Origin of the sequence: Providencia sp. PROV156, assembly GCF_028480905.1 — a bacterium.
GTDB lineage: Bacteria > Pseudomonadota > Gammaproteobacteria > Enterobacterales > Enterobacteriaceae > Providencia > Providencia hangzhouensis.
Genome location: NZ_JAMPPE010000002.1, coordinates 15,784 through 38,431, shown reverse-complemented (window position 1 = coordinate 38,431; position 22,648 = coordinate 15,784). Strand labels below are relative to the sequence as shown.

Genomic DNA, 22,648 nt, shown 5'->3' with positions numbered 1-22,648 from the left:
GTTACGCCCCCATAATGCGATGGATAGCGTAAGGCAACTGGCAAAACTCAATGCGTTTTTCAGTTAAGTCCTTCTGACTCATAAATTTCGCGACAGCAAATACAATGGTGCGCTTCTTCGTGGCATTGTTTTTAGCAATCGCCTCTACTTTATCCGCGTTTAATGCCGCTTCATTTGAGCGCAGCCATTCACTATCAGGGCGATAGAACAAATGAATACGGAATAAGTCTGTTTCACCGATAAAACCATCGGCAGAGGCTTTCGCGACCGTTTCTAACGACTGACCAGTGGCGGTATAAAACACATAACGTGCGAGTGCATCGAACGATGGCATGGCTTCGCCGGTAAGTAAGCTTTCAATTTGAATCGGTTCGCCCAAGGTGCAATAAGTGAAACTGCCACCAATGCCCGGAGCAAAATCATCCACTTTGCGCTCCCCCGTGACTGTGAGCACGCCGTCTTTGAGCTCTTTTTTGATTTTGTCGAAATCTTTGCTGTGTTTTGCTTCAACTTTGGCAATTTTTTCAAGCAGCTCAGCATGCATCTTCTCAAAGACCGACCAAGTGATTTTTTCAGAAAGCAGTTCTTGTTTCTGGTTGCCTTTGAAGGGGTAGCCGTTGATGACACGACGAACACGTTCAGCAGTCATCGAACTAGCATAATCTTCGCACTCCACAAGGATAAACTTCCGGTCGCCATCATCTTTTTGATTTCGACTTAATACTGCATGGGCAGTAGTTCCAGAACCTGCGAAAGAATCTAATATTATGGACGTGGGCTGTGTTGCTAGCTCAATTACTCTTTCAACAAGACGTACTGGCTTTGGCGTTACAAAAACATCACCTGATGTGGCAAAATCCATGATTTCTAGTAACCCACGCTTAGCTTCCTGTGTGTGGCCAACATCTGCCCAGTTCCAAATGGTCTGAGGGACTCTACCTTGCTTTACTTCTGATAAAAAGATTTTAGGTGCAGGAATATTATTGCCGCTTTCTCCCCACCAAATTCGATTATCCGCGTCAAGCTTCCAGAAATTTTCTTCTGAAACTTTCCAATAAAGCCCTCTTGGAGGACCTTCCACGATTCTTCCACTTGGACATTTTATTGAATAAGTCCCTTTACTATAGAAATTTCTTGCTGCTAAGTTATTCGGCCGCCACGGACCTCTTGGGTCATTATCTGGATTTTTGTACAGTTGGTTTGACGCCTCCGACCTTTCGAGCATGTTAGGAACCCAAGTCTCGCTATTTTTTGCATAGACCAATATGTAATCGTGATCTTCTGAGAAATGACGAGCGGTACTCTTAGGGGCATAGTTTTTATGCCATATACAGCTGGTGATGAAATTTTCTTCGCCAAAAACCTCATCCATAAGTACTTTAAACCGTTGCACTTCATTGTCATCAAGGGTTATCCAAATACTACCCGTTTCACTAAGTAACTCTTTTAAAAGTAGAATTCTCGGCCACATCATACAAAGCCATTTGTCATGACGTTCCATATCTTCTTTATCAACAGGATTAGCTGACTTTTTGAGCCATTCTTGCATCAATGGTGAGCGCACATTGTCGTTATAACACCAGCCTTCATTGCCTGTGTTATACGGCGGATCGATAAAAATGCAGTCTACTTTACCTGCGTGAGTTGGCAGTAACGCCTTGAGGGCTTCAAGGTTGTCGCCATGGATGATGAGGTTATCATCCAGTGATGCTGACTTGCCTTCCAGCGGTAAAGATTTATCCGCAACCACTTTTAGTTCACGAAACGGCACACTCAGGTGATGTGAATATACAAACTGCTTACCTTTAAAATCCAACGTTGGCATCGGTGTTCCTTAAATTCTTATTTAATTCTGATGATTAATCTCTAGTCATAAAAAACGGTTGTCTGGGTTGTGCTCATCATCTAAGTGACATAACCCGGCGCAATTGCGAGGTTTTGAACCCCATACAGCGCGGCACGATTGTTTAACGCAAGCTGACATTGGCTGGTTGATAAACACGCGGTCTCGGAACAATCGACGTTCCAAAGCCTGAGCAAATACCCCGCAGTTGCAGCTCTAATCTCAACCTTCATCATGCCCCCCGTCATGCCATAATCCAGCTCAATCGCTTCACTGTGCTCTATGCGTGGGTGCGGCACTAACTCCAATTCAACAAAGCGGTTCCATTGCCTGTCCTGAGTTTCGAGCTCCGCTTCAGATAATGTAGAGTCTTCAAGCACAACCGCTGCTTTAATTCGGGTCAATACAAAGTCACGGAACCCATTTGGCGCTCCGCTTGGGCCATGCTTGCGGTCAAAACCACGAACGTGCCAACGCAGGCCATTGTCCACCAGTGTATGCGGCACGATTTCACGGGTTGTTTCACCGCTCGATAACGACACATAGGTGATGCTCAAGGCTTTGCCTTTGTGGATGGCCTCGGTGACCTTTGCCACTATAGATAGGCTTGGCTTGTTAAGGTGATAAGGCGCTTCACAAGCAAGGGGGGGTTTTACCTTGCCAGTAAAGCCATCGCCGTACCCTTGGCTAATGGTTGCCAGCGTTCTCACAACGTCATAGTCGAACAATGGCTCAAAAGCTTCACCACGTTTATGCAACTTGAGCTTTTGGTCATACTCAATGTTGCCTGGCGCAAGCTCTCGGTATAGGGTGAAGTCTTTCGTTGCTTGTGCGGCGGCTATGCTGAAGCGATCGACTAAATCCGCCCGTACCGCTTCTCCCTTAAACAATAAGGTGAAATCGATGTGGGCAATGCGATCTCTGGTTGCTTGTGGCAACTGCGCTATCTGCAAAAGCCTATCTGGCTTCGCCACTACTGTTTGTCTCAGACCATCATTTGTCATGCGTCTTGTTTATCCAATTCAACCAGTTTATTAAAACTCTGTTTATAAAGTACCGTCAGACATCGCGTAATCACATTGAAAAGCATGGCATAAAGCTGCTCTTTATCCGCAATGACTAATCAATCTCTAGTGGTTGAAGCTGGACAGATGGCCATAAAACACTGAATAGGCTTCAACCTAATTAATTTTATTAGGTATCATCCTATCACAAATTATTTTGTAGGGAAGACTAAGCGACCACTTTTGATCTGTAAGCTAGAGTTTATCTGCGACTCTTCCTGCCCAATCTAAGATTGATTCTGTAGGAATTCCCGTAGGGTGTCCTTCAACGGATTTCGGGTGAGAAATACCAATATGCTTTTTGAAGCCAAACATGGAATCCATTTCCTTTGTCGGCCATCCCAGAGACTTTGTCACTACGCCTTTTTTGATTCGAGAAAACTGCTCTTTCCAATTGCGAGTATCAATCTGCCGTATACATTTTGTGGAGATCCATTTACTCAGGCCTGTTACATCAACTTCGAGCAAGTAATTCACACGACCATTTCGCTCCACGACAACGCAACGAATCGTTCTCTTTGCATCAGAGTCAATCAAGTGGCATTTACTACGTCCAACCTGATCCAGCTCATGAGTGTACGAGTCAATGATTGTACAGGCGTATTTTTCCTCTAGCATTTGCACCATCATGTTAAAGGCCGTAAAACGAGAAGCATACTCCTCCGATCGATCAGTGCAATCTTGCATACCTCCTCCCATGTCTGCCGAAGGTATCTCACCATTACTACCAGGCTCATTGGTACTGACCTGCTCACCAGCTTTCTTAGCTGCATCTTTGCTACTATCTGGCCGATGACTTCTTTTGGGGGTTGTTGCTTTCGACGTTGAAAAACGATTTTTAAACCTTACTGAGCAGGTATTTTCACCTAGTAAGAATGCATGGTTAGCATCGGAAGCCTCACGATTATCATCGATAATATGATCTTCTGGACGCTCGTATGGTTCAGGGCCTTTGCCACCAATGGTTGGCTCTTGGCCTTCATCTGGATGCGTAAAAGACGGGTTATGGAAATAGACCCTAGACGGCATTTGAGCATTAATTTCAATATCCGTGATCTTTTCAACCAGAAAGTAGCGGCCACTTGCATCAAGCCTGCCTTCGTATTCGAAAGACCATCCAGCCATTTGGGGAGGATCGAAGTGAAATAGCCAACGCTTATACCCCGCAGATACATCTCGGTCCTTTTCGACGTTGAAATATATAAAAATCGACTCAAATGAACGCTTTGCATTACTATCAACAAGTAACCAGCTCAACATTGCTCTTGTTGCTGAATCATTGAATGCCGAAGGAGGAAAGTTTGATGTTTGCAACACTTTGATATTGGCATAGTCCTCCTTGGTGTTAACTTCGACCTTGAAGTCTGTAAGCAAACGAGAAGACATTAATGACGCTCGCGATAAGTAAGAGCTGGCATAAAATAGGACCCTTGCCAACTCTAGCTGAGGAATAATCAGTTTAGGGGCAGCGCCTCGGTCTAATACAAATGCATGTTGCGCTGACTCTTTCTTTCTCAAAGACTCTGCTGACTCTGAGTCGGGGAACTCACTCAAGTTACTGTGTCGAAGGAGCTCATTACTTCTAAATTTATGACGCCCTCGTTTAGCGTAACTTTCTGATAACCCTCTTTGATTAATTATTTTTCCTCGATACAAAGCAGGAACGTTAGAAAATGCAGTCGCATGAAAATTATTTTTCTGCTGTGGGGGATAGCACCAAACCTCAATTAAAGGCCGGTAAGACTTATCACTTTCCCGCACCAATATCTTACCAGTATGAACTACACGCACATCATCATCACACTTGTAAAACCTCGCTCCCATCAGTACATCCTTATTTTAGATTTGATCCCGTGGCTACCCAGCCAAGTAAGTCGTCGACAATTGGCACTATTCTTTCTTTAGGAAGGCTTGCTGAACGCATCAATTGCCAGCGACTCATTCCTGAACCTGTTTTTGATTTTGCGATTACAGCTATGACTAGCCGACGAGCTTGAAACTCAAAGACGCTTTCTTGATACCGATTCAAAGCAAAAGATAGCAAGGGTAATAAGTTCAGTTTTTTGCTCACCGAACCGTAATCATCTAGCTGCTTAAGTAAGAAATTTTTGCTTCTTCGAGGACCATCAACAACAGTATCTAATCGTTCTACAATCCTAATAAGCTGCTTAGTTAGTGATCGGTCTCTTGCTCTCCAATCTACTTTTTTCTGCCTTACATGAGGTTGGGATTGATGGACTCGATTGAAAGCTAATAGCCAATCTCTATCATTTCGGTACAGCCAAGCATACAGTGCACCACCACCAGGAAGTTTGCGTGCTCTCTTAACCGGGGCGTTACCTATTAAGTGACGCCACAGCTCACGTTTTTCTTCACTTGGATTTGGCACAAGCTGAGCATTGTCCTTCGGGATCGATACCGTCACTTTATCTTTTGATTTTACTTCTTTTATGATCTCACTAGCCGACATTTCAGGAATAAAAGCACACCAAACCGTTAAGTGCTGTAGATAGCTAAAAGCTTTACGATGACGGCGAAATAACGTGCGAAGCCAGTTAGTATCTCTATCAGAATTGATGGTTAGCTCAGGGGTAACGATCTTGCTTACAACTAAGTCCGCAATCTTATCGTGAGCAACCTGTTTAGGGCCTTTTCCACACCCAAAGTCGTGTGCTAGATGATTGTAGAAAAGGCTCCATTGATGCTGAGTCGGGGAGCCTTGGGCTGGTAAACACATTACCTCTTTAGCTTTGCTCGCTAAGTAAGCAAACCGCTGCGCTGTTATATTCTGGTGGTTACATAAAAAGGGCTGACATTGTATTCGGCCACATGCATGGTACGTGTGCCGACTATCATGGTAAGAGGTTGTCGATTTATTCAGAAGGCCGTGCTCAGGGCAATAAGGTAAGGATGGTAAAAACCACAACCTAGACCAATAACTTTCCCCAAATTTTTGTTTTTGCTCCGCGACACAAGCTGGGCAAACACAAAAATCATCTGATGTTTTTACAATAGAAGCTGGGGCTCCTAGCATTAGATGAACAGAGCCCTTAGCGCAATGTTCCATTCGCTCCATCGCTCTAACCCTAATGCTTTCGTCAACAAAAGGAGCGTAAATCGGGAACATTGTATGTTCATAAATAAGCTGTTGGACGTCAAATCGTCCCGTGTTAACTAGCTGCTCTGATATTGAAGATAAATGACTAGGCAGGTCAATTGTCGCAATCACTTTTCTGTCACCATACACTTCATCTAGTAGCTGTTTAGAGCTTGTTATCACACTGCGAATTCCAGCTCTAGCTACTAAGCTATAGATTAATTCATCTGGGTAAGGGACAGGGAAGCAACGCAATATTAAACCGCCTTTTCTAGTAATGACTGAATGTCTAGAATCAGACCCGAATTTGACATTGCGGTGTACACTTCGCTATCAGAATCAGATTGAGAGTGAACAAACCTCAAATCCTCACTATCAAGGGTATGCCATTGCTCCTGTTTAATTGAGGAGGCCCTCTTGCCTTTACTTGGCTTAGGCTCTTTTTTAGATAGTAACTGTTCAGGGTTAGTGAGTTGCTCATGTACCAGTGGCAGTAAGCTGACCCATGTCAAATCTGGATTCAGGTCAAACAGCTGTCGTATTACAGGAGCTAAAAGTGTTGAGTCAAACTCGTCTTTTAGGGCCATATATACACGTCGCTCTTCATCGGTTCTGAGCTGTTGATATGCAAACTCCTCTGGTGTCTGCTTAACAGTTGTTGCTACCTGTTTTTGTAACTCAAGTAACCTTTTATCAGTATTGCTTAGTTTAAGATCTGAAAACTTAATCATTTCTTCAACATCACCTGAGCGAAGCGCTGCTAGCATTGGATGAACAGGTTTTAATTCATCCTCATAAACTTGTTGCATTAATTTAGGTGTGATCCTTTCTACTTTTGTCGCTATTGCTCTCAACTGACACAAGACATATAGCTTAACCACAATATCTAGAACACCTTGGCTCAGGCCATACCATAGAGAACGAATGTCATCCGACAGCACCTCATCACGTTTTTGTAGCCATTGAAGAGTCCATAACTTATCCGTGAGCGCTTTCCATTCTCTTCCTTCTTCCATTGGATCCCAAAAAATCGCTCCATGACCAGAGCCTCGCCTTGCAGATCTCATATCAGCCTCAAATATCTCACGAGCTCGTGGTGTCTCGACCAAAATCACAGGAAGACCAATGGTATTTACTAACGTCACAAAGAAATTGAGCATTTTCTCAGAGCCACCAGAGCGAGAACGACTAAGGTGCTGTATTTCATCAATAATAAGAACACCTACTGCGTGAGCATTTGCAACCTGAGCCATTGCTGCTAAAAGTGTTTCAATACTCGGTCTTTTGCTCATCGAGTATTGTCTTTCGTAATTTGATGTTCCTAACGCTCTATCCATCGCACGAAAAAAGTTCAAGCACAGCTCTTTAAGTGATCCATCATGGGAGCAGTCAATTTTTAGATAGACGACTTGCTCAAGGTTTCTGTTAGGGTGGTAAATAACTTGAGGGTATAACGACAAAAGCTGCTTGATCGCTGTTGTTTTGCCATTACCGCTACATCCAATCAATGTCATACTTTGGGCTGTAGAACTAACTTCCGTGAACTTTATCGCCTTTAAATCACCAGTTAATACACGTTCGTAACCATTTTGTATATGTCTTGCCCAATCACCTGTTTCGGGGTTTCTTCCAACATAACCACGCCGTATCATCAGTGACAGTCGTTCGTGCAACTGTATGTGCTGACTGAGGGGTTGAAAAAAATCATCAATAACACGACAGATACTATGCGCTCTTTCAATACCATTTCGATGGATATCTTCTGCGGTACACCTCAACGAGCCCTTTAGAGCACTCGAGTCGTCCAAGAAACTATTTATTGGTGGTAGTGCCTCTATCAGCGGGTTACCTCGATAAGCTGAGAGTGTTGCACCTTGATAGACTGCAACTACACGATGATCTTGATTTCTCTTCATCAGCTATCACCCTCATCATCAAAGAGCTCCTGTATGAAGTCAGGCAGTTGATAACTTTCCTCCTCTCCATGTATAGGTATAACCGGTGCAACTTCTTCTTGTTTTGCCCTCGCGGGCTGTATTGCTAGTTCCTTTCTCTCTTGCTCTCGCGCATTCCGTTTATTGCCTTTGATGTCATTTATCTTTTGCGCGTTGCTCAATGTACTGGTTTTACGATTTTTTGTAGCTTTCTTCAGTTTCTTTTCAAGAAGATCATCAAAATCTCGTTCTACGGGTGCAAATTGATACTTAGCTTCAGCTAAAATCTGCTTTTGATCTGCTTGACGCTCCCATACTTGATACCAAGTTAGATCACGGAACTCTCTACTTCGACTAGAAAGATCACAAACCCAAAATGTATTTTTTCCTTCTTCAGGAAACAGATATATGTGATTAGCAGAACCAAGCTCATAGGCTGCAAATAGTTTTTTAGGTCTAGACACTTCCGAAGAACGGTGCATCCAACCTGTCTGAATAATTTCTTTTCCTGTGTAGGTTAATCCCCATAACTTTATGCCCAATTCAGATACAGTGACTTTTTGACGAGGTAACAGCAGTATTTTTGCAATATCCGTATCAATAGCTCGTAAACGCCCAGTACGATTCTGTAGGCCCCACCTCCAAAGCTCAATAGGGATCGATGGAAGGCTTTCTAGCATATCAGGAGCACGATCGTACTTATCCAATGGCTTGTTTAAGTTGTGAGCAAGTATTGAATAGAGCAGTATTTCAATAAAGTCTGATCTCGCCACAGCAGCTTCAACTCTATAGTCTCTTTCACCATGCTTCTTAACCTTGTTACCAGTTACGACACCTGGCATATAGGGCTTGAACTTAGCCTGCAATGTACCAAATGATCTCTCGACAATGCCTTTAGCATCGCCTCTTCGAGGTGGAGCACTTTCAAGGCGAACACCAATAGCATCAACCAAATAATTTGCTTGATGGCTCATCAATTCGCTACGATCAGCCAGCAACACATCGGGAATGCCTATGCATGGCCACTGTTCTTCTGAAATATCGATACCATATTTTGCGCAAGTTTCTATTTTGCTGCTAAAGCTGCATATCAGTGCTTTCATTGCAACGGGAAAAGATGGGTTATCGAAACCAATATAAAACCCTGCAACCATACGGCTAAAAACATCAATGACCATATAAATCGTCGGCCGACCGATAACCTTGTCTGCATCGTCATCATCGACCAAGTAAATATCTGCAATGGTGGCATCAATCTCATATCGACTCCCTGGGCCTAAAGCTTGCTCGGTTGCAGTTCCATGTAGTGGCCTAACATCTTTATTGTAATTGCCTTGAGGTGTTTGAACGGTAAGCTTTGTGACATTGCTATACTCGGTTTTGTAGAAGTATCTAAATTGGCGGAGTGTTGGAATTTCATGCTCTTCAACACCTGGGTTCTTTAACTTATATGCTTTTGAAAACTTTCTATGTGCATAAGCAACGGAGTTCCCTTTATCATTCATCAAATATTTATCACAAATAATTCGGAACTGTTTTCTGATTTCTTCAGTGACTTGTTTGCCATCACCGACACCGTAAACCCTAGACTTACCAGCTTTATTTGTTGTGAAGTTTCTTCTCTTTCCGGCAGCGCCTGAGTTTTTGTAGTCTGGTATTAGGGCATTTTTTATTTGTCCACGCTGCCAATATCTCCGAACTAAACGATAGATGGTCGATTTGGTTTTATTTGAATTGGCAACCGCATGACTAACCCTTTTTGCTCGAACCCTTTTGTCAAATGCTCCTTCACCATCTACGATAGGCTTAATCAAATCAAAGTCGTTCTGCCTTTTCTGATATGCATTTGACTCTTTGGTCCAAGACTCTCCTTGAAGGTATGAATAAGGGTCCGGAATTTTTTCTATACGCCCTTCATCAACCCAGTTACGGCATTCATCAAAATAGACTCTTTCCGGTAAACCTTTATCCTCATCAATAGCAATCCAATAGAAGTAATTTGTCTCGGTAAAAAGCACGCGGTAAGCCTTACCGTCAAACGCTAGAGTTTCGTTAACTGGCCACATTACGATGCCCCCCGAACAAAGAAACGCTTCTAAACGCAATTTCTTTCGCTTTCAAACGATGAAATGGTAAACGAATATCGAACGTTATAAGCCTTGCTGCACACATTAAACGAATATCATAAAGCGACTGACCAAGATCTTGCTGGTATGCCATGTCATACTCTTTACACAGATCAACGACTTTTCTTTCTGGGTGTTGAACAAAATAAGCACTGACATGCCCAAAAGTAAGCGATAGCTCATCCGTTATTACTTCATCAAAGTACCCCTTAACCCCGTATAACCACTCAATATTCGATACGACTGTTTTGTCTATCTCTTTATCTGTTACGAGGAACCAGGGGATTCTTTTTAGCTGCCAATAACGGCGTTCTATTTCTAGCTTCTCAATAGTTCTCGGATCTTTTAAGTCTTTGGAATATTTTGCTTGAATAGCGAACTTGGGCTGAGTTTTAGAAGCGGTGCTAACCAAAAAGTCAGAGGACATGACAAGATTTACCCCTCCTTGCGAAGGGTGCCAAAGTTGACCGTCCTTGGAAATATTGAGAGTGTCATATCTGTTGAGTGGAAACTGCTCACGAATGTCTGTTACGGCAGGGTTATGGTCTAGAAGGAGAAAGACTGCGAACTCAAGATCCGATAGTACATGATGAATCCGCCCCGTTAGGTGAGAGTAAACTCTCTGAGATCGACCTTCTGAAGGAACCTCATTGACATACAGCCACGGCTTATAGCCAGAAAGCCTTCCTGCACCTCGGCCTTCACTTATCCGCTTGATGATCTGCTTTTCAGTTAAAACGTACTTTGATTTTGCCATAACAAAAACCCGGTCAACTTTTAATCAGTTTAACCGGGTTTAAAAAGTTTTCAACTTTAGTGGTACAGTTTCAAACTTTAATGTCACAGTTCCAAACTTTAATGTCTACCGACATTTATTTATATTTCAATCAGCTGAATTACTCAACCGTCACCGACTTCGCCAAGTTACGTGGTTGGTCAACGTCTGTGCCTTTAATCAATGCAACGTGATAAGACAACAGTTGCAGAGGAACAGTGTAGAAAATTGGTGCGATCAGTTCTTCAACATGAGGTAGCGAAACAATTTTCATATTTTCACTGGCTTCAAAGCCTGCATCTTGGTCAGCGAATACATACAGCAAACCACCACGCGCACGGACTTCCTCAATGTTTGATTTCAGTTTTTCTAACAGCTCATTGTTAGGTGCAACGATGATAACAGGCATATCGGCATCAATTAACGCTAATGGGCCGTGCTTTAACTCACCCGCTGCATACGCTTCTGCGTGAATGTAAGAAATCTCTTTTAATTTCAGAGCCCCTTCAACTGCAATAGGGAACTGATCACCGCGACCTAAGAACAATGCGTGATGTTTATCTGAGAAATCTTCTGCCAATGCCTCGATAACTTTATCTTGCGATAACATGCTTTCAATACGAGCCGGTAGCGCATGTAGAGCGTGAGAAATGTTTTCTTCAAGCTCAGGATTAGCACCTTTCAAGCGGCCCATATACGCAACTAACATCAGTAAGACGGTTAACTGTGTGGTAAATGCTTTAGTGGATGCCACACCAATTTCTGCCCCTGCCTTGGTCATCAAAGCAAATTCAGATTCACGTACCAGTGAAGAACCTGCGACGTTACATACCGCTAAAGAGGTCAAATAACCTAACTCTTTCGATAAACGCAATGCTGCCAGTGTATCAGCGGTTTCACCTGATTGGGATAGCGTAATCATTAAGCTATTTTTACGGTGCGCAGGGTTACGGTAGCGATACTCTGAAGCGATTTCCACATCACATGGAATACCGGCCAAAGACTCAAACCAATAACGTGCAACCATGCCAGCATTGTAAGATGTCCCGCAAGCTACAATTTGGATATGTTCAACTTGAGATAAAATTTCACTCGCACGAGGACCTAACTCGCTTAAATCAATGCCATTATCTTTGCTAAAACGCCCTTCAAGGGTGTTTTTAATCGCCATCGGCTGTTCATAAATCTCTTTTTGCATGTAATGACGGTAAACGCCTTTATCGCCCGCATCATATTGAACGTTTGATTCAATTTGCTCGCGATCGACAGCTTCACCACTTTTATCAAAAATACGAACAGTACGACGAGTGACCTCGGCAACATCCCCTTCTTCAAGGTAAATAAAGCGACGAGTCACAGGCAACAGCGCTAATTGGTCTGATGCTAAAAAGTTTTCACCCACACCTAAACCAATAACCAATGGGCTACCAGAACGTGCGGCGACTAATAATTCAGGAATACGGCTATCCATAATCACAGTACCGTAAGCACCGCGCAATTGTGGGATAACACGTTGAACTACTTCCACCAGCGAACCGCCCTTTTGTTGCTCATGGTGAACAAGGTGCGCAATCACTTCAGTGTCAGTTTCTGAACTAAAGACATAACCGAGTTTTTTCAGTTCATCTTTCAGTTCTAAATAGTTTTCAATAATGCCGTTATGAACAACTGCAATATAACCAGAGGTATGCGGATGAGCATTGCGTTCACTTGGAATACCATGAGTCGCCCAACGGGTATGTGCAATCCCCGTTCCACCCGATACTGGGTTTTTCTCCGCTTCTTCAGCTAGCATTTGCACTTTGCCGACTTCACGTAAGCGTTGCAAATGACCTTCGTGATCAACGACAGCCATACCAGCTGAATCATAACCACGATACTCAAGACGACGAAGACCTTCTAACAGAATTTCTGCAATATCACGTTGTGCAACAGCACCTACAATTCCACACATATTTTTTTGATTCCTAGACAAAAGGTTCCTTTCTTGAGAAACCTTCATTTGTCGCAACCTAATTGTTGTACAGTTTTCACTGCTCCCCAGCCTTGTAGAAAATGGGGATATTATTTTTATATTGCTACCTTGAGTAGCTATTTTAATTTTCGCGATTAATTCGCATTTATAATAGGAAAGATATTGCTACCTCTCCTCAATATTTACTTATTTTTTCTTAACTGGACGTTGCCAGTTTTTAATATGCATTTGTTTTACACGGCTAACGACAAGTTCGTCTTCATTCACATCACGTGTAACCGTCGTGCCAGCGCCTATTGTTGCACCTTTGGCAACAGAAACTGGCGCAACTAACTGAGTATCAGACCCTACAAACACATCATCACCAATAATGGTTTTATGTTTATTGGCACCATCATAATTACAAGTGATGGTACCTGCGCCAATATTCACATTATCACCAATTTGGGCATCCCCGAGGTAACTTAAATGACCCGCTTTAGAACCTAAACCTAAAGAGGCATTTTTCATTTCGACGAAATTACCGACGTGTGCTTTGGCTGCTAATTTAGCACCTGGACGTAAACGCGCAAAAGGGCCAACTGTACATTCGGCTGACAATTCAGAGTTTTCTATCACTGAATATGGGCTGATAACCGAGTTATCACCAATCACACAGTCTTTTAATATACAGCCAGATTGAATATGTACGTTATTCCCTAATGTGACATTACCTTCAATAATCACGTTAGTATCAATAATAATATCGCGCCCATGAGTCAGCGTTCCGCGCAGATCAAAACGTGCAGGGTCAATCAACATCACGCCAGCTAATAACAGTTTTTCCGCTTGTTCTTTCTGATAAACTCTTTCTAACGCAGCTAGTTGTAGGCGGTTATTCACGCCTTCCATCTCACTTAAATGTTTAGGATGAACGGTTGCAATTTTATTACCTTCTTTATGTGCTAATGCAATAATATCAGTAATATAATATTCGCCTTGTGCGTTATCGTTGTTCAGTTGTGCCAACCAACGTTTAAAATCTTTGCCACTAGCAACCATAATTCCTGTATTGATTTCTTGGATTTTACGTTGCTCTTCACTGGCATCTTTTTGCTCGATAATACCGACAACTTCATTATTTTCACGAATTATACGGCCATACCCTGTTGGGTTATCTAAGATAACCGTCAGTAAACCAATACCGCCTTGTGGTTTGACTTCAATCAGCCTGTCCAAGGTATCTTTAGCGATTAATGGCACGTCACCATAGAGCATGACAATATCTTCATCATCTTGGAAGCTAGGGGCAGCTTGTTGCATCGCATGGCCCGTACCGAGTTGCTCCGCCTGCAATACCCAATTGAGGTTTTGCTCACCCAGTTTTTCTTTCAGTAAATCACCGCCATGTCCGTATACCAGATGAATATCTGATGCACCAATGGATTTTGCTGTATCTATAACATGCTGAACCATTGGTTTGCCTGCAAGCAAATGCAAAACTTTAGGTAGCTCTGAATACATCCGTGTGCCTTTACCGGCAGCTAAAATCACGACACTTTTTCTTTGCACAGTCATTTTTCCTGAAACTCCAACTTAGGGATGAAAGTAAACCTATTTCCTTTATAAATTACTACATATTTCGCTCAAATAAAAAAGCCAGTTAGACTTAACCAACTGGCTTTTTTTACTATACCGCTATCATTACATTAGCTTTTTAGTTAACTCGATGACTCGAAGTTTCGCTATTGCTTTTGCAAGTTCTGCTGATGCCTGAGCATAATCAACATCGCCGTGAGCTTTACGGACGTGTTCTTCCGCTTTGCGTTTAGATTCCACTGCACGAGCTTCGTCTAAATCTTTACCACGGATCGCTGTATCAGCGAGTACGATAACACCATTTGGTTGTACTTCTAAAATACCGCCGGAGAGGTAAATTAGCTCTTCTTCACCAAACTGTTTGGTAATACGTACCATGCCCGGTTTTATGGCAGTCAGCAGCGGGGTATGCTGCGGGTAAATCCCCAGCTCACCTTCACTACCTGTCACCTGAATTTTCTGTACCATGCCTTCAAACATTTGTTTTTCAGCACTCACTACAGTCAGGTGGTATGTCATTGCAGCTACCATATCAACCTCCTGTCAGCTGGATTAAAGCTTTTTAGCTTTTTCCACAGCTTCTTCAATGGTACCAACCATATAGAACGCTTGTTCTGGCAGGTGGTCGTAATCACCGTTCAGGATCCCACTGAAGCCACGAATAGTGTCTTTCAGAGAAACGAACTTACCTGGTGAACCGGTAAATACTTCAGCAACGAAGAATGGTTGAGACAGGAAGCGCTGGATCTTACGAGCACGAGCAACAACCAGTTTGTCTTCTTCAGACAGTTCATCCATACCCAGGATTGCAATGATATCTTTCAGTTCTTGGTAACGTTGCAGAATAGACTGAACGCCACGAGCAACATCATAGTGCTCTTGACCAACAACCAGTGGGTCAAGTTGACGGCTAGTAGAATCCAGAGGGTCAACCGCAGGGTAAATACCCAGTGATGCGATTTGACGGCTCAGAACTACCGTTGCGTCTAAGTGAGCAAAGGTGGTTGCTGGTGATGGGTCAGTCAAGTCATCCGCAGGAACGTAAACCGCTTGAACGGAAGTGATAGAACCTGTTTGAGTTGAGGTAATACGTTCTTGCAGAACACCCATCTCTTCCGCCAGCGTTGGCTGATAACCTACCGCTGAAGGCATACGGCCTAACAGTGCTGATACTTCAGTACCTGCCAGTGTATAACGATAGATGTTGTCAACGAACAGCAGTACGTCACGACCTTCGTCACGGAATTTTTCAGCCATAGTCAGACCAGTCAACGCAACGCGCAGACGGTTTCCTGGTGGCTCGTTCATCTGGCCATAAACCAGTGATACTTTATCCAAAACGTTTGAGTCGGTCATTTCATGATAGAAGTCGTTCCCTTCACGAGTACGCTCACCAACACCTGCGAATACTGAGTAACCTGAGTGCTCAATCGCGATGTTACGGATCAGTTCCATCATGTTTACTGTTTTACCAACACCCGCACCACCGAACAGACCAACTTTACCACCTTTCGCGAATGGACAGATTAAGTCCATTACTTTGATACCGGTTTCCAGCAGTTCTGTTGAGTTAGCTAATTCTTCATAGCTAGGTGCAGCACGGTGAATTGACCAGCGCTCTTCTTCGCCGATATCACCTTTCATATCAATAGGTTGACCCAGAACGTTCATGATACGTCCTAAAGTTGCTTTACCTACTGGTACTTCTATTGGGTGCTCTAAGTTTACAACTTCTAAACCACGGCTCAGGCCATCTGATGTACCCATTGCGATACAACGGACAACACCACCGCCTAACTGTTGCTGAACTTCCAACACCAGTTTTTCTTTACCGTTAACAACCTCAAGAGCGTCGTACACTTTTGGTACGTCATCTTGAGGGAACTCGACGTCCACAACGGCGCCGATTACCTGGATAATCTTTCCAGTAGCCATCTTGAATCCTCTACGTAATTCGTAAACCTAGCTGTTAAACCGCGGAAGCACCCGAAACGATTTCGGTAAGCTCCTGAGTAATGCTGGCCTGACGAGCTTTGTTGTAAACCAACTGTAACTCTTTGATCAGGTTTCCACCATTATCAGTAGCGGCTTTCATCGCTACCATTCGTGCGGCCTGCTCACTAGCCAGGTTTTCAACGACGCCCTGATAAACCTGCGACTCGATATAACGACGTAGCAGGGTATCCAGCAACGCCTTAGGATCGGGTTCGTAAATGTAATCCCAAGACTTCTTCTTCAGTGTTTCATCATCACTTGCAGGCAATGGTAACAATTGAAGAATAGTTGGCTCCTGAGACATTGTATTGATGAACTTATTCGTCACCACATACAGTTTATCCAAACGCCCTTCATCATAGGCTTGTAGCATAGTGTTAACTGGACCAATCAAGTCCGAAAGCGTTGGGTTATCCCCCATTCCGGTAACTTGAGTCACGACATTGCCGCCCACAGAACCGAAAAATGAAACCGCTTTAGAACCGATTAAAGCCAAATCAACCTGAACGTTTTTCTCAGACCATAACTTCATATCTGCTAACAGTTTTTTGAACAAGTTAATGTTCAAGCCACCACACAGACCACGGTCTGTTGAAACAACCAGATACCCGACACGCTTAACTTCACGCTCTTCGAGATATGGATGTTTATATTCCAGATTACCTAACGCTAGGTGACCAATCACACTGCGCATGGTTTCTGCATAAGGACGGCTGGCCGCCATGCGTTCCTGCGTTTTACGCATTTTGGACGCAGCGACCATTTCCATCGCTTTAGTGATCTTTTGTGTATTTTGTACACTTCCGATCTTGGAACGTATCTCTTTTGCGCCGGCCATTTCTGCTTCTCCTTATTAACCAGACGGCCCTAAGAACTGGGCCGAATAGTATTACCAGGACTGAGTTGCTTTAAATGATTCGAGCAGTTTTTTCAACTTGCCTTCGATATCATCGTTATAGCTACCAGCCGGGCCAATTTCGTTCATAAGGTCAGCATGCTCGCGCTGTGCAAAAGAAACTAAAGCAGCTTCAAACGCACCAATTTTCGCTAACTCAACATCATCCAAGAACCCACGTTCTGCCGCGAACAGAGACAGTGCCTGCTCTGCTACTGACATAGGTGCATACTGTTTCTGTTTCAGCAGTTCAGTTACTTTCTGACCATGACTTAACTGTTTACGAGTCGCGTCATCGAGGTCGGAAGCAAACTGAGCAAACGCTGCCAGTTCACGATACTGAGCAAGTGCGGTACGGATACCACCAGACAGTTTCTTGATAATTTTAGTCTGAGCAGCACCACCAACACGAGATACTGAAATACCTGGGTTAACCGCTGGACGAATACCAGAGTTAAACAGGTTAGATTCCAGGAAGATCTGACCATCTGTAATCGAAATTACGTTTGTTGGTACGAATGCAGAAACGTCACCAGCTTGGGTTTCAATGATAGGCAGAGCTGTCAATGAACCTGTTTTGCCTTTAACTTCACCTTTAGTAAAGTTTTCTACGTATTCAGCGTTAACGCGAGCAGCACGCTCAAGTAAACGTGAGTGCAGATAGAAAACGTCACCTGGGTAAGCTTCACGTCCTGGTGGACGACGCAGCAACAGTGAGATTTGACGGTATGCCACAGCCTGTTTAGACAGGTCATCGTATACGATCAGTGCATCTTCACCGCGGTCACGGAAATATTCACCCATCGCGCAACCAGCATATGGTGCTAAGTATTGCAGAGCAGCTGATTCAGATGCTGTAGCAACAACAACGATAGTATTTTGCAGTGCGCCGTGCTCTTCCAGTTTACGAACTACGTTAGAAACGGTAGACGCTTTCTGGCCGATAGCTACGTACACACATTTGATGCCTGAGTCGCGTTGGTTGATGATTGCATCGATAGCCAAAGCAGTTTTACCTGTTTGACGGTCACCGATAACAAGCTCACGCTGACCACGACCGATTGGAATCATGGCATCGACTGATTTATAACCAGTTTGAACTGGTTGATCAACAGATTGACGGTCGATAACACCTGGAGCAATAACTTCTACAGGAGAGAAGCCATCGTTATCAACAGGACCTTTACCATCAATTGGTTGACCCAATGTATTCACAACACGTCCTAGCAGGCCACGGCCTACTGGAACTTCAAGAATACGACCAGTACATTTAACTTTCATGCCTTCTGCCAAGTCGGCATAAGGACCCATAACGACCGCACCCACAGAGTCACGCTCTAAGTTCAGTGCGATAGCGTAACGGTTGCCAGGCAGCGCGATCATTTCACCCTGCATGACTTCGGCTAAACCGTGAATACGAATAATACCGTCATTAACGGATACAATCGTACCTTCATTGTGAGCTTCACTCACAACATCGAACTGAGCAATACGCTGTTTGATCAGTTCGCTGATTTCGGTGGAATTCAGTTGCATATGCTCCAGTCCCCTTAAGACTGCAAGACGTCAGTTAAACGCTCTAAGCGACCGCGGATACTCCCGTCAATAACGAGGTCTCCAGCACGAATGATCACTCCAGCAATAACAGACTTATCAATTTTGCAATTCAGCTTAACTTTGCGTGACAGACGTTTTTCCATCGCTGCAGAAATTTTAGCTGACTGCTGTTCACTCAGTTCGTTAGCAGAAATTACATCAACTTCAATGGTTGATTCCAGAGAATCGCGCAATTGGATAAATTGCGTTAACACTTCTGGTAGCGTCGTTAAACGCCCGTTATCTGCCATAACACGAATCAGATTCTGAACATGCTCGTCAATTTCATCTCCACAAACAGAGATAAACGTTTTAGCTAATGTTTCTGGTGCAATAGAACCAGAAAGCAGCTCTCCAACCTGTTCATTGCGCGTCACCTCAGCGGTGAAGGCTAGCATTTCCTGCCATTTAGCAACAGCTTGGTTTTCCACAGCAAAGTCAAAAGCTGCTTTGGCGTAGGGGCGAGCTACAGTAGCAATTTCAGACATGCCCCTCCCTCCTTACAGTTCAGCGACTAGTTTATCAACGATGTCGCTGTTAGCAGCTTCATCCACGGAACGTTCGATGATCTTCTCGGCACCTGCGATAGCAAGCATCGCAACCTGTTTACGTAACTCTTCACGTGCACGTTTGCGCTCAGCATCAATTTCAGCTTGCGCTTGCGCGACGATTTTTGCACGTTCTGCTTCTGCTTCTGCTTTTGCTTCATCAATCATTTGAACGCGCTGTTTATTCGCTTGTTCAATGATGACTTGTGCTTCAGCTTTCGCTTTTTTCAGTCGGTCGGTTGCGTCGGTTTGCGCCAGTTCCAGGTTCTTTTTAGCACGTTCTGCGGAAGATAAACCGTCAGCAATTTCTTTTTGACGTTTTTCAATGGCCGCCATAATCGGTGGCCATACATACTTCATACAGAACCAAACAAACAGGACAAACGCGATAGCCTGGCCGAGGATTGTTGCATTTAGATTCACAGACAATACCTCATATTCATTAGTGAATTAATGTTCTTACAGTGTTCCGTAACGTTAATTAGGCAACAGCGAACATTACATACAAGCCCAGACCAACAGCAATCATCGGAATAGCATCGACTAGACCCATTACGATAAAGAACTGTGTACGCAGCAGAGGAATTAAATCTGGCTGACGAGCAGCACCTTCTAAAAATTTACCACCTAGGATGCCGATACCGATCGCAGCACCGATCGCCGCTAAGCCCATCATCACAGCGGCAGCCATGTACAGCAGATCCATACTCAGGTTTTCCATGACAGTCTCCAGTTTGTTTCAGTTAATACAATTATTGATAAAATTAAATTAGTGTTCTTCAGATGCCATCGACAGATAAACAACCGTCAGAACCATAAAAATAAAGGCTTGTAGCGTAATAATCAGTATGTGGAAGATAGCCCAAGGTAGGCTTAACAACCACTGTGACCACCACGGAAGCAGAGCCGCGATAAGAATAAAGATCAATTCACCTGCATACATGTTACCAAACAGTCGCAGACCGAGTGATACAGGTTTTGACAGCAGGCTTACCCCTTCAAGAATCAAGTTGACTGGAATGAAGACAGGATGGTTAAAAGGCTGCATTGTGAGCTCTTTTGTAAATCCGCCAATTCCTTTCATTTTGATGCTGTAGAAGAGGATTAGGATAAACACACCAATAGCCATCGATAATGTGACACTAACATCTGCGGTTGGTACTGCACGTAATGCAGGTAACCCGAGATAATGCTCAGCAATATACGGAAGGAAATCAATTGGGAGTAAATCCATTAGGTTCATTAAGAATACCCAGACGAACACAGTTAATGCTAAAGGAGCAATAACTTTGCTCTTGCCGTGATACATATCACGGACTGAGTTATCAACGAAACCAATGATCAGTTCTATTGCAGTCTGTAACTTACCGGGTACGCCACTAGTCGCATTGGCTGCAACTCTTCTAAATAGCCACAGGAACAGAGCCCCGAGAACTACCGAGAAAAAAAGCGAGTCAATGTTCAACGTCCAAAATGTTGGACTAGCGTGGGGATCGACCAACTTAAAGGTACTCAGGTCCAACTGAAGGTTTTTCAGATGGTGGCCTATGTAATCCTCTGTAGTCATCACTTCTCCTGATGCAGACATGATGCCTCTTACCCTTTTGTAGTTTAAAAATACTTACCGTTTAAAAACGGCTGGTGCAACAATCTGAACAATTAGCACCGCTAAATAGGTCAAACCCAGTGGTGTTAATGACGCTTTGAACACACCGAAAGCAACAACTAAGACAGCGATAGTTGTAACAACCTTTAGCCCTGCTCCTAATGCTAAGAACCAGGCAATGCGGACAGGTTCATCCTCTCCTTTTGCTTTCTGAAATTGTGCTAGCAGCATAAATACGATATTTGGTAACCAGCATGCTAACCCACCAGCAAGAGCAGAGGCCCCCCATTCTATACTATTTGCACAGAAAGCCCCACTGAGGATCACTAAAGTTATAAACTGAACAGACAACTGCTTTGCAGCGTGTTTGTTGTCATAAAGGGATACAGACATAACTTTTTGTTTACTCCCAGCTCTTCTCAGCCTCAGAAACGCTAAGTGTTGTATAAAACTGCCTTTGCGTAAATGTGTCAAGAGACAAAAACGTGCAAATTATACGGGCAGGCGAAATGAATTCAATCAGTAAGTAGCGAAAAGGTGAATAAATATTTAATTTTTTCGAGTTGGCGCAGAATTGTCGCTGTAATAATTAATAAATAGTTAATGAATTGCTGCATATATTCACATTAATGTGATAAATATCACATTTGACTTTATCCTCTTTATTTATTCTTTCAACTTTACTGACAACAAAAAATAGATTTAATCTGTAAATCAAACAATTAAAGAATTAGTTTTTTAAGTTAAATTTAAACGTGATAAATCAAATATTTCACTGTTAACTATTTACCTAGCTAAATCGATTAAGTAAAAATTGCCAATTAGCCAGCATTTTTTCTATCAACACTTTATTTTTGAAACTTATTCGTTATTTCCATGTAAATAACACGTGAAATATAAGTATTTATTCTTTAGCTAAAAATAAAAATAGCCGGTGCTTTTTAACACACCGACTATCGCTCTAAAAGACAAAATATTTTGACAGAAAGCAACTTTATTTTATAGAAACTTTAACTAAATGGCGCTGCTCATCAAGTTCAGGTACTTCAAGCTCTGTAATAGATTCAATCACAAAACCTTCTGGTAGCACCATTTCATCATCACGAATGACACCTTTAAGTGCATAAAAGCGCCCTTCAGATGAAGGTAAATGATGGCACCAACTCAACATATCATTCAGCGAAGCAAATGCGCGGCTAATCACACCATCAAAACCATTTTCAATCCGATATTCTTCAACACGTGATTGAACAGGTTCAATATTAGTTAGCCCTAACTCATGTTGAACCTGTTTTAGAAAGCGTATGCGCTTCCCTAAGCTGTCCAATAAAACAAAATGGGAATCAGGTCGAACAATTGCTAAAGGAACACCAGGTAAACCAGGACCAGTTCCTACATCAATAAATTTTGTTCCGTTGAGTTGACCGTTCACCACTATGCTATCCATGATATGGCGGATTAACATCTGCTGTGGGTCACGTACCGATGTCAGGTTATAGGCTTTATTCCATTTCGCTAATAACCCAACATAATCAACTAACTGCTGTTTTTGCTTTTCCGTTAAGTCGATATCGGTTTTTACTAGCAATTGATTAAGTTTTGATAATAAATCCACG

The 22,648-nt window shown here is 43.1% G+C and carries 19 protein-coding genes; all 19 read right to left on the bottom strand.

Annotation, left to right across the window (positions count from 1 at the left end; genetic code table 11):
- Position 1: 1 nt before the first annotated feature.
- The 19 genes from PSF31_RS01455 to rsmG all read right to left on the bottom strand — a co-directional run bounded on the left by PSF31_RS01455 (position 2) and on the right by rsmG (position 22,647).
- Positions 2–1,825, bottom strand: coding sequence for a site-specific DNA-methyltransferase (locus PSF31_RS01455; protein WP_096863673.1), 1,824 nt, complete (start codon positions 1,823–1,825; stop codon positions 2–4).
- Between the two features lie 80 nt (positions 1,826–1,905).
- The gene (locus PSF31_RS01450) at positions 1,906–2,553 is read right to left on the bottom strand and encodes a WYL domain-containing protein (protein WP_442959846.1); all 648 of its coding nucleotides are present in this window, start codon (positions 2,551–2,553) and stop codon (positions 1,906–1,908) included.
- A 549-nt stretch (positions 2,554–3,102) separates the two neighbouring features.
- On the bottom strand, positions 3,103–4,731 hold the full coding sequence (locus PSF31_RS01445) for a Tn7-like element transposition protein TnsE (protein WP_096863675.1): 1,629 nt from the start codon (positions 4,729–4,731) through the stop codon (positions 3,103–3,105).
- A 10-nt stretch (positions 4,732–4,741) separates the two neighbouring features.
- Complete coding sequence (locus PSF31_RS01440; protein ID WP_096863676.1) at positions 4,742–6,259, bottom strand: TnsD family Tn7-like transposition protein; 1,518 nt, start codon at positions 6,257–6,259, stop codon at positions 4,742–4,744.
- A gap of 2 nt (positions 6,260–6,261) precedes the next feature.
- The gene (locus PSF31_RS01435) at positions 6,262–7,920 is read right to left on the bottom strand and encodes an AAA family ATPase (protein WP_096863677.1); all 1,659 of its coding nucleotides are present in this window, start codon (positions 7,918–7,920) and stop codon (positions 6,262–6,264) included.
- On the bottom strand, positions 7,920–10,004 hold the full coding sequence (locus PSF31_RS01430) for a DDE-type integrase/transposase/recombinase (RefSeq protein WP_096863678.1): 2,085 nt from the start codon (positions 10,002–10,004) through the stop codon (positions 7,920–7,922). Before PSF31_RS01430 ends, PSF31_RS01435 begins: the two co-directional genes overlap by 1 nt.
- The gene (locus PSF31_RS01425) at positions 9,991–10,821 is read right to left on the bottom strand and encodes a TnsA endonuclease N-terminal domain-containing protein (RefSeq protein WP_096863679.1); all 831 of its coding nucleotides are present in this window, start codon (positions 10,819–10,821) and stop codon (positions 9,991–9,993) included. The genes PSF31_RS01430 and PSF31_RS01425 overlap by 14 nt, the downstream gene beginning before the upstream one ends.
- Positions 10,822–10,960: 139 nt before the next feature.
- A complete protein-coding gene (glmS, locus tag PSF31_RS01420) occupies positions 10,961–12,793 on the bottom strand; it encodes a glutamine--fructose-6-phosphate transaminase (isomerizing) (protein WP_036959190.1) in 1,833 nt (610 codons plus the stop codon).
- Positions 12,794–13,000: 207 nt separating this feature from the next.
- Complete coding sequence (gene glmU / locus PSF31_RS01415; RefSeq protein WP_094962007.1) at positions 13,001–14,371, bottom strand: bifunctional UDP-N-acetylglucosamine diphosphorylase/glucosamine-1-phosphate N-acetyltransferase GlmU; 1,371 nt, start codon at positions 14,369–14,371, stop codon at positions 13,001–13,003.
- 126 nt (positions 14,372–14,497) lie between these two features.
- Entirely contained in the window at positions 14,498–14,923 is a 426-nt protein-coding gene (locus PSF31_RS01410; RefSeq protein ID WP_004906291.1) for a F0F1 ATP synthase subunit epsilon, read from the bottom strand.
- A 21-nt stretch (positions 14,924–14,944) separates the two neighbouring features.
- Positions 14,945–16,327, bottom strand: coding sequence for a F0F1 ATP synthase subunit beta (gene atpD, locus PSF31_RS01405; protein ID WP_004906293.1), 1,383 nt, complete (start codon positions 16,325–16,327; stop codon positions 14,945–14,947).
- A gap of 34 nt (positions 16,328–16,361) precedes the next feature.
- Complete coding sequence (gene atpG / locus PSF31_RS01400; RefSeq protein WP_004906295.1) at positions 16,362–17,225, bottom strand: F0F1 ATP synthase subunit gamma; 864 nt, start codon at positions 17,223–17,225, stop codon at positions 16,362–16,364.
- A gap of 51 nt (positions 17,226–17,276) precedes the next feature.
- Complete coding sequence (gene atpA / locus PSF31_RS01395) at positions 17,277–18,818, bottom strand: F0F1 ATP synthase subunit alpha (RefSeq protein ID WP_004906297.1); 1,542 nt, start codon at positions 18,816–18,818, stop codon at positions 17,277–17,279.
- 14 nt (positions 18,819–18,832) lie between these two features.
- On the bottom strand, positions 18,833–19,366 hold the full coding sequence (gene atpH, locus PSF31_RS01390; protein ID WP_004906300.1) for a F0F1 ATP synthase subunit delta: 534 nt from the start codon (positions 19,364–19,366) through the stop codon (positions 18,833–18,835).
- 12 nt (positions 19,367–19,378) lie between these two features.
- On the bottom strand, positions 19,379–19,849 hold the full coding sequence (atpF, locus tag PSF31_RS01385) for a F0F1 ATP synthase subunit B (RefSeq protein WP_004906301.1): 471 nt from the start codon (positions 19,847–19,849) through the stop codon (positions 19,379–19,381).
- A 58-nt stretch (positions 19,850–19,907) separates the two neighbouring features.
- Positions 19,908–20,147 (bottom strand): F0F1 ATP synthase subunit C, encoded by a 240-nt coding sequence (gene atpE / locus PSF31_RS01380; RefSeq protein WP_004093904.1) that lies wholly within the window; start codon positions 20,145–20,147, stop codon positions 19,908–19,910.
- Between the two features lie 48 nt (positions 20,148–20,195).
- Positions 20,196–21,014, bottom strand: coding sequence for a F0F1 ATP synthase subunit A (gene atpB, locus PSF31_RS01375; protein ID WP_004906316.1), 819 nt, complete (start codon positions 21,012–21,014; stop codon positions 20,196–20,198).
- A 33-nt stretch (positions 21,015–21,047) separates the two neighbouring features.
- Positions 21,048–21,425, bottom strand: a complete 378-nt coding sequence (gene atpI, locus PSF31_RS01370) for a F0F1 ATP synthase subunit I (protein ID WP_004906317.1) — start codon at positions 21,423–21,425, stop codon at positions 21,048–21,050.
- Positions 21,426–22,026: 601 nt separating this feature from the next.
- Complete coding sequence (rsmG, locus tag PSF31_RS01365) at positions 22,027–22,647, bottom strand: 16S rRNA (guanine(527)-N(7))-methyltransferase RsmG (protein ID WP_096863680.1); 621 nt, start codon at positions 22,645–22,647, stop codon at positions 22,027–22,029.
- Position 22,648 lies beyond the last annotated feature (1 nt).

What these genes read in the sequence shown, in the direction of transcription:
- atpA (WP_004906297.1), bottom strand. Translation starts at nt 18,818, where the DNA reads ATGCAACTGAATTCCACCGAAATCAGCGAACTGATCAAACAGCGTATT.
- PSF31_RS01445 (WP_096863675.1), bottom strand. Translation starts at nt 4,731, where the DNA reads ATGGGAGCGAGGTTTTACAAGTGTGATGATGATGTGCGTGTAGTTCAT.
- atpB (WP_004906316.1), bottom strand. Translation starts at nt 21,014, where the DNA reads ATGTCTGCATCAGGAGAAGTGATGACTACAGAGGATTACATAGGCCAC.
- atpE (WP_004093904.1), bottom strand. Translation starts at nt 20,147, where the DNA reads ATGGAAAACCTGAGTATGGATCTGCTGTACATGGCTGCCGCTGTGATG.
- atpD (WP_004906293.1), bottom strand. Translation starts at nt 16,327, where the DNA reads ATGGCTACTGGAAAGATTATCCAGGTAATCGGCGCCGTTGTGGACGTC.
- glmU (WP_094962007.1), bottom strand. Translation starts at nt 14,371, where the DNA reads ATGACTGTGCAAAGAAAAAGTGTCGTGATTTTAGCTGCCGGTAAAGGC.
- PSF31_RS01435 (WP_096863677.1), bottom strand. Translation starts at nt 7,920, where the DNA reads ATGAAGAGAAATCAAGATCATCGTGTAGTTGCAGTCTATCAAGGTGCA.
- PSF31_RS01410 (WP_004906291.1), bottom strand. Translation starts at nt 14,923, where the DNA reads ATGGTAGCTGCAATGACATACCACCTGACTGTAGTGAGTGCTGAAAAA.
- PSF31_RS01425 (WP_096863679.1), bottom strand. Translation starts at nt 10,821, where the DNA reads ATGGCAAAATCAAAGTACGTTTTAACTGAAAAGCAGATCATCAAGCGG.
- glmS (WP_036959190.1), bottom strand. Translation starts at nt 12,793, where the DNA reads ATGTGTGGAATTGTAGGTGCTGTTGCACAACGTGATATTGCAGAAATT.
- atpH (WP_004906300.1), bottom strand. Translation starts at nt 19,366, where the DNA reads ATGTCTGAAATTGCTACTGTAGCTCGCCCCTACGCCAAAGCAGCTTTT.
- atpI (WP_004906317.1), bottom strand. Translation starts at nt 21,425, where the DNA reads ATGTCTGTATCCCTTTATGACAACAAACACGCTGCAAAGCAGTTGTCT.
- PSF31_RS01430 (WP_096863678.1), bottom strand. Translation starts at nt 10,004, where the DNA reads ATGTGGCCAGTTAACGAAACTCTAGCGTTTGACGGTAAGGCTTACCGC.
- atpG (WP_004906295.1), bottom strand. Translation starts at nt 17,225, where the DNA reads ATGGCCGGCGCAAAAGAGATACGTTCCAAGATCGGAAGTGTACAAAAT.
- PSF31_RS01455 (WP_096863673.1), bottom strand. Translation starts at nt 1,825, where the DNA reads ATGCCAACGTTGGATTTTAAAGGTAAGCAGTTTGTATATTCACATCAC.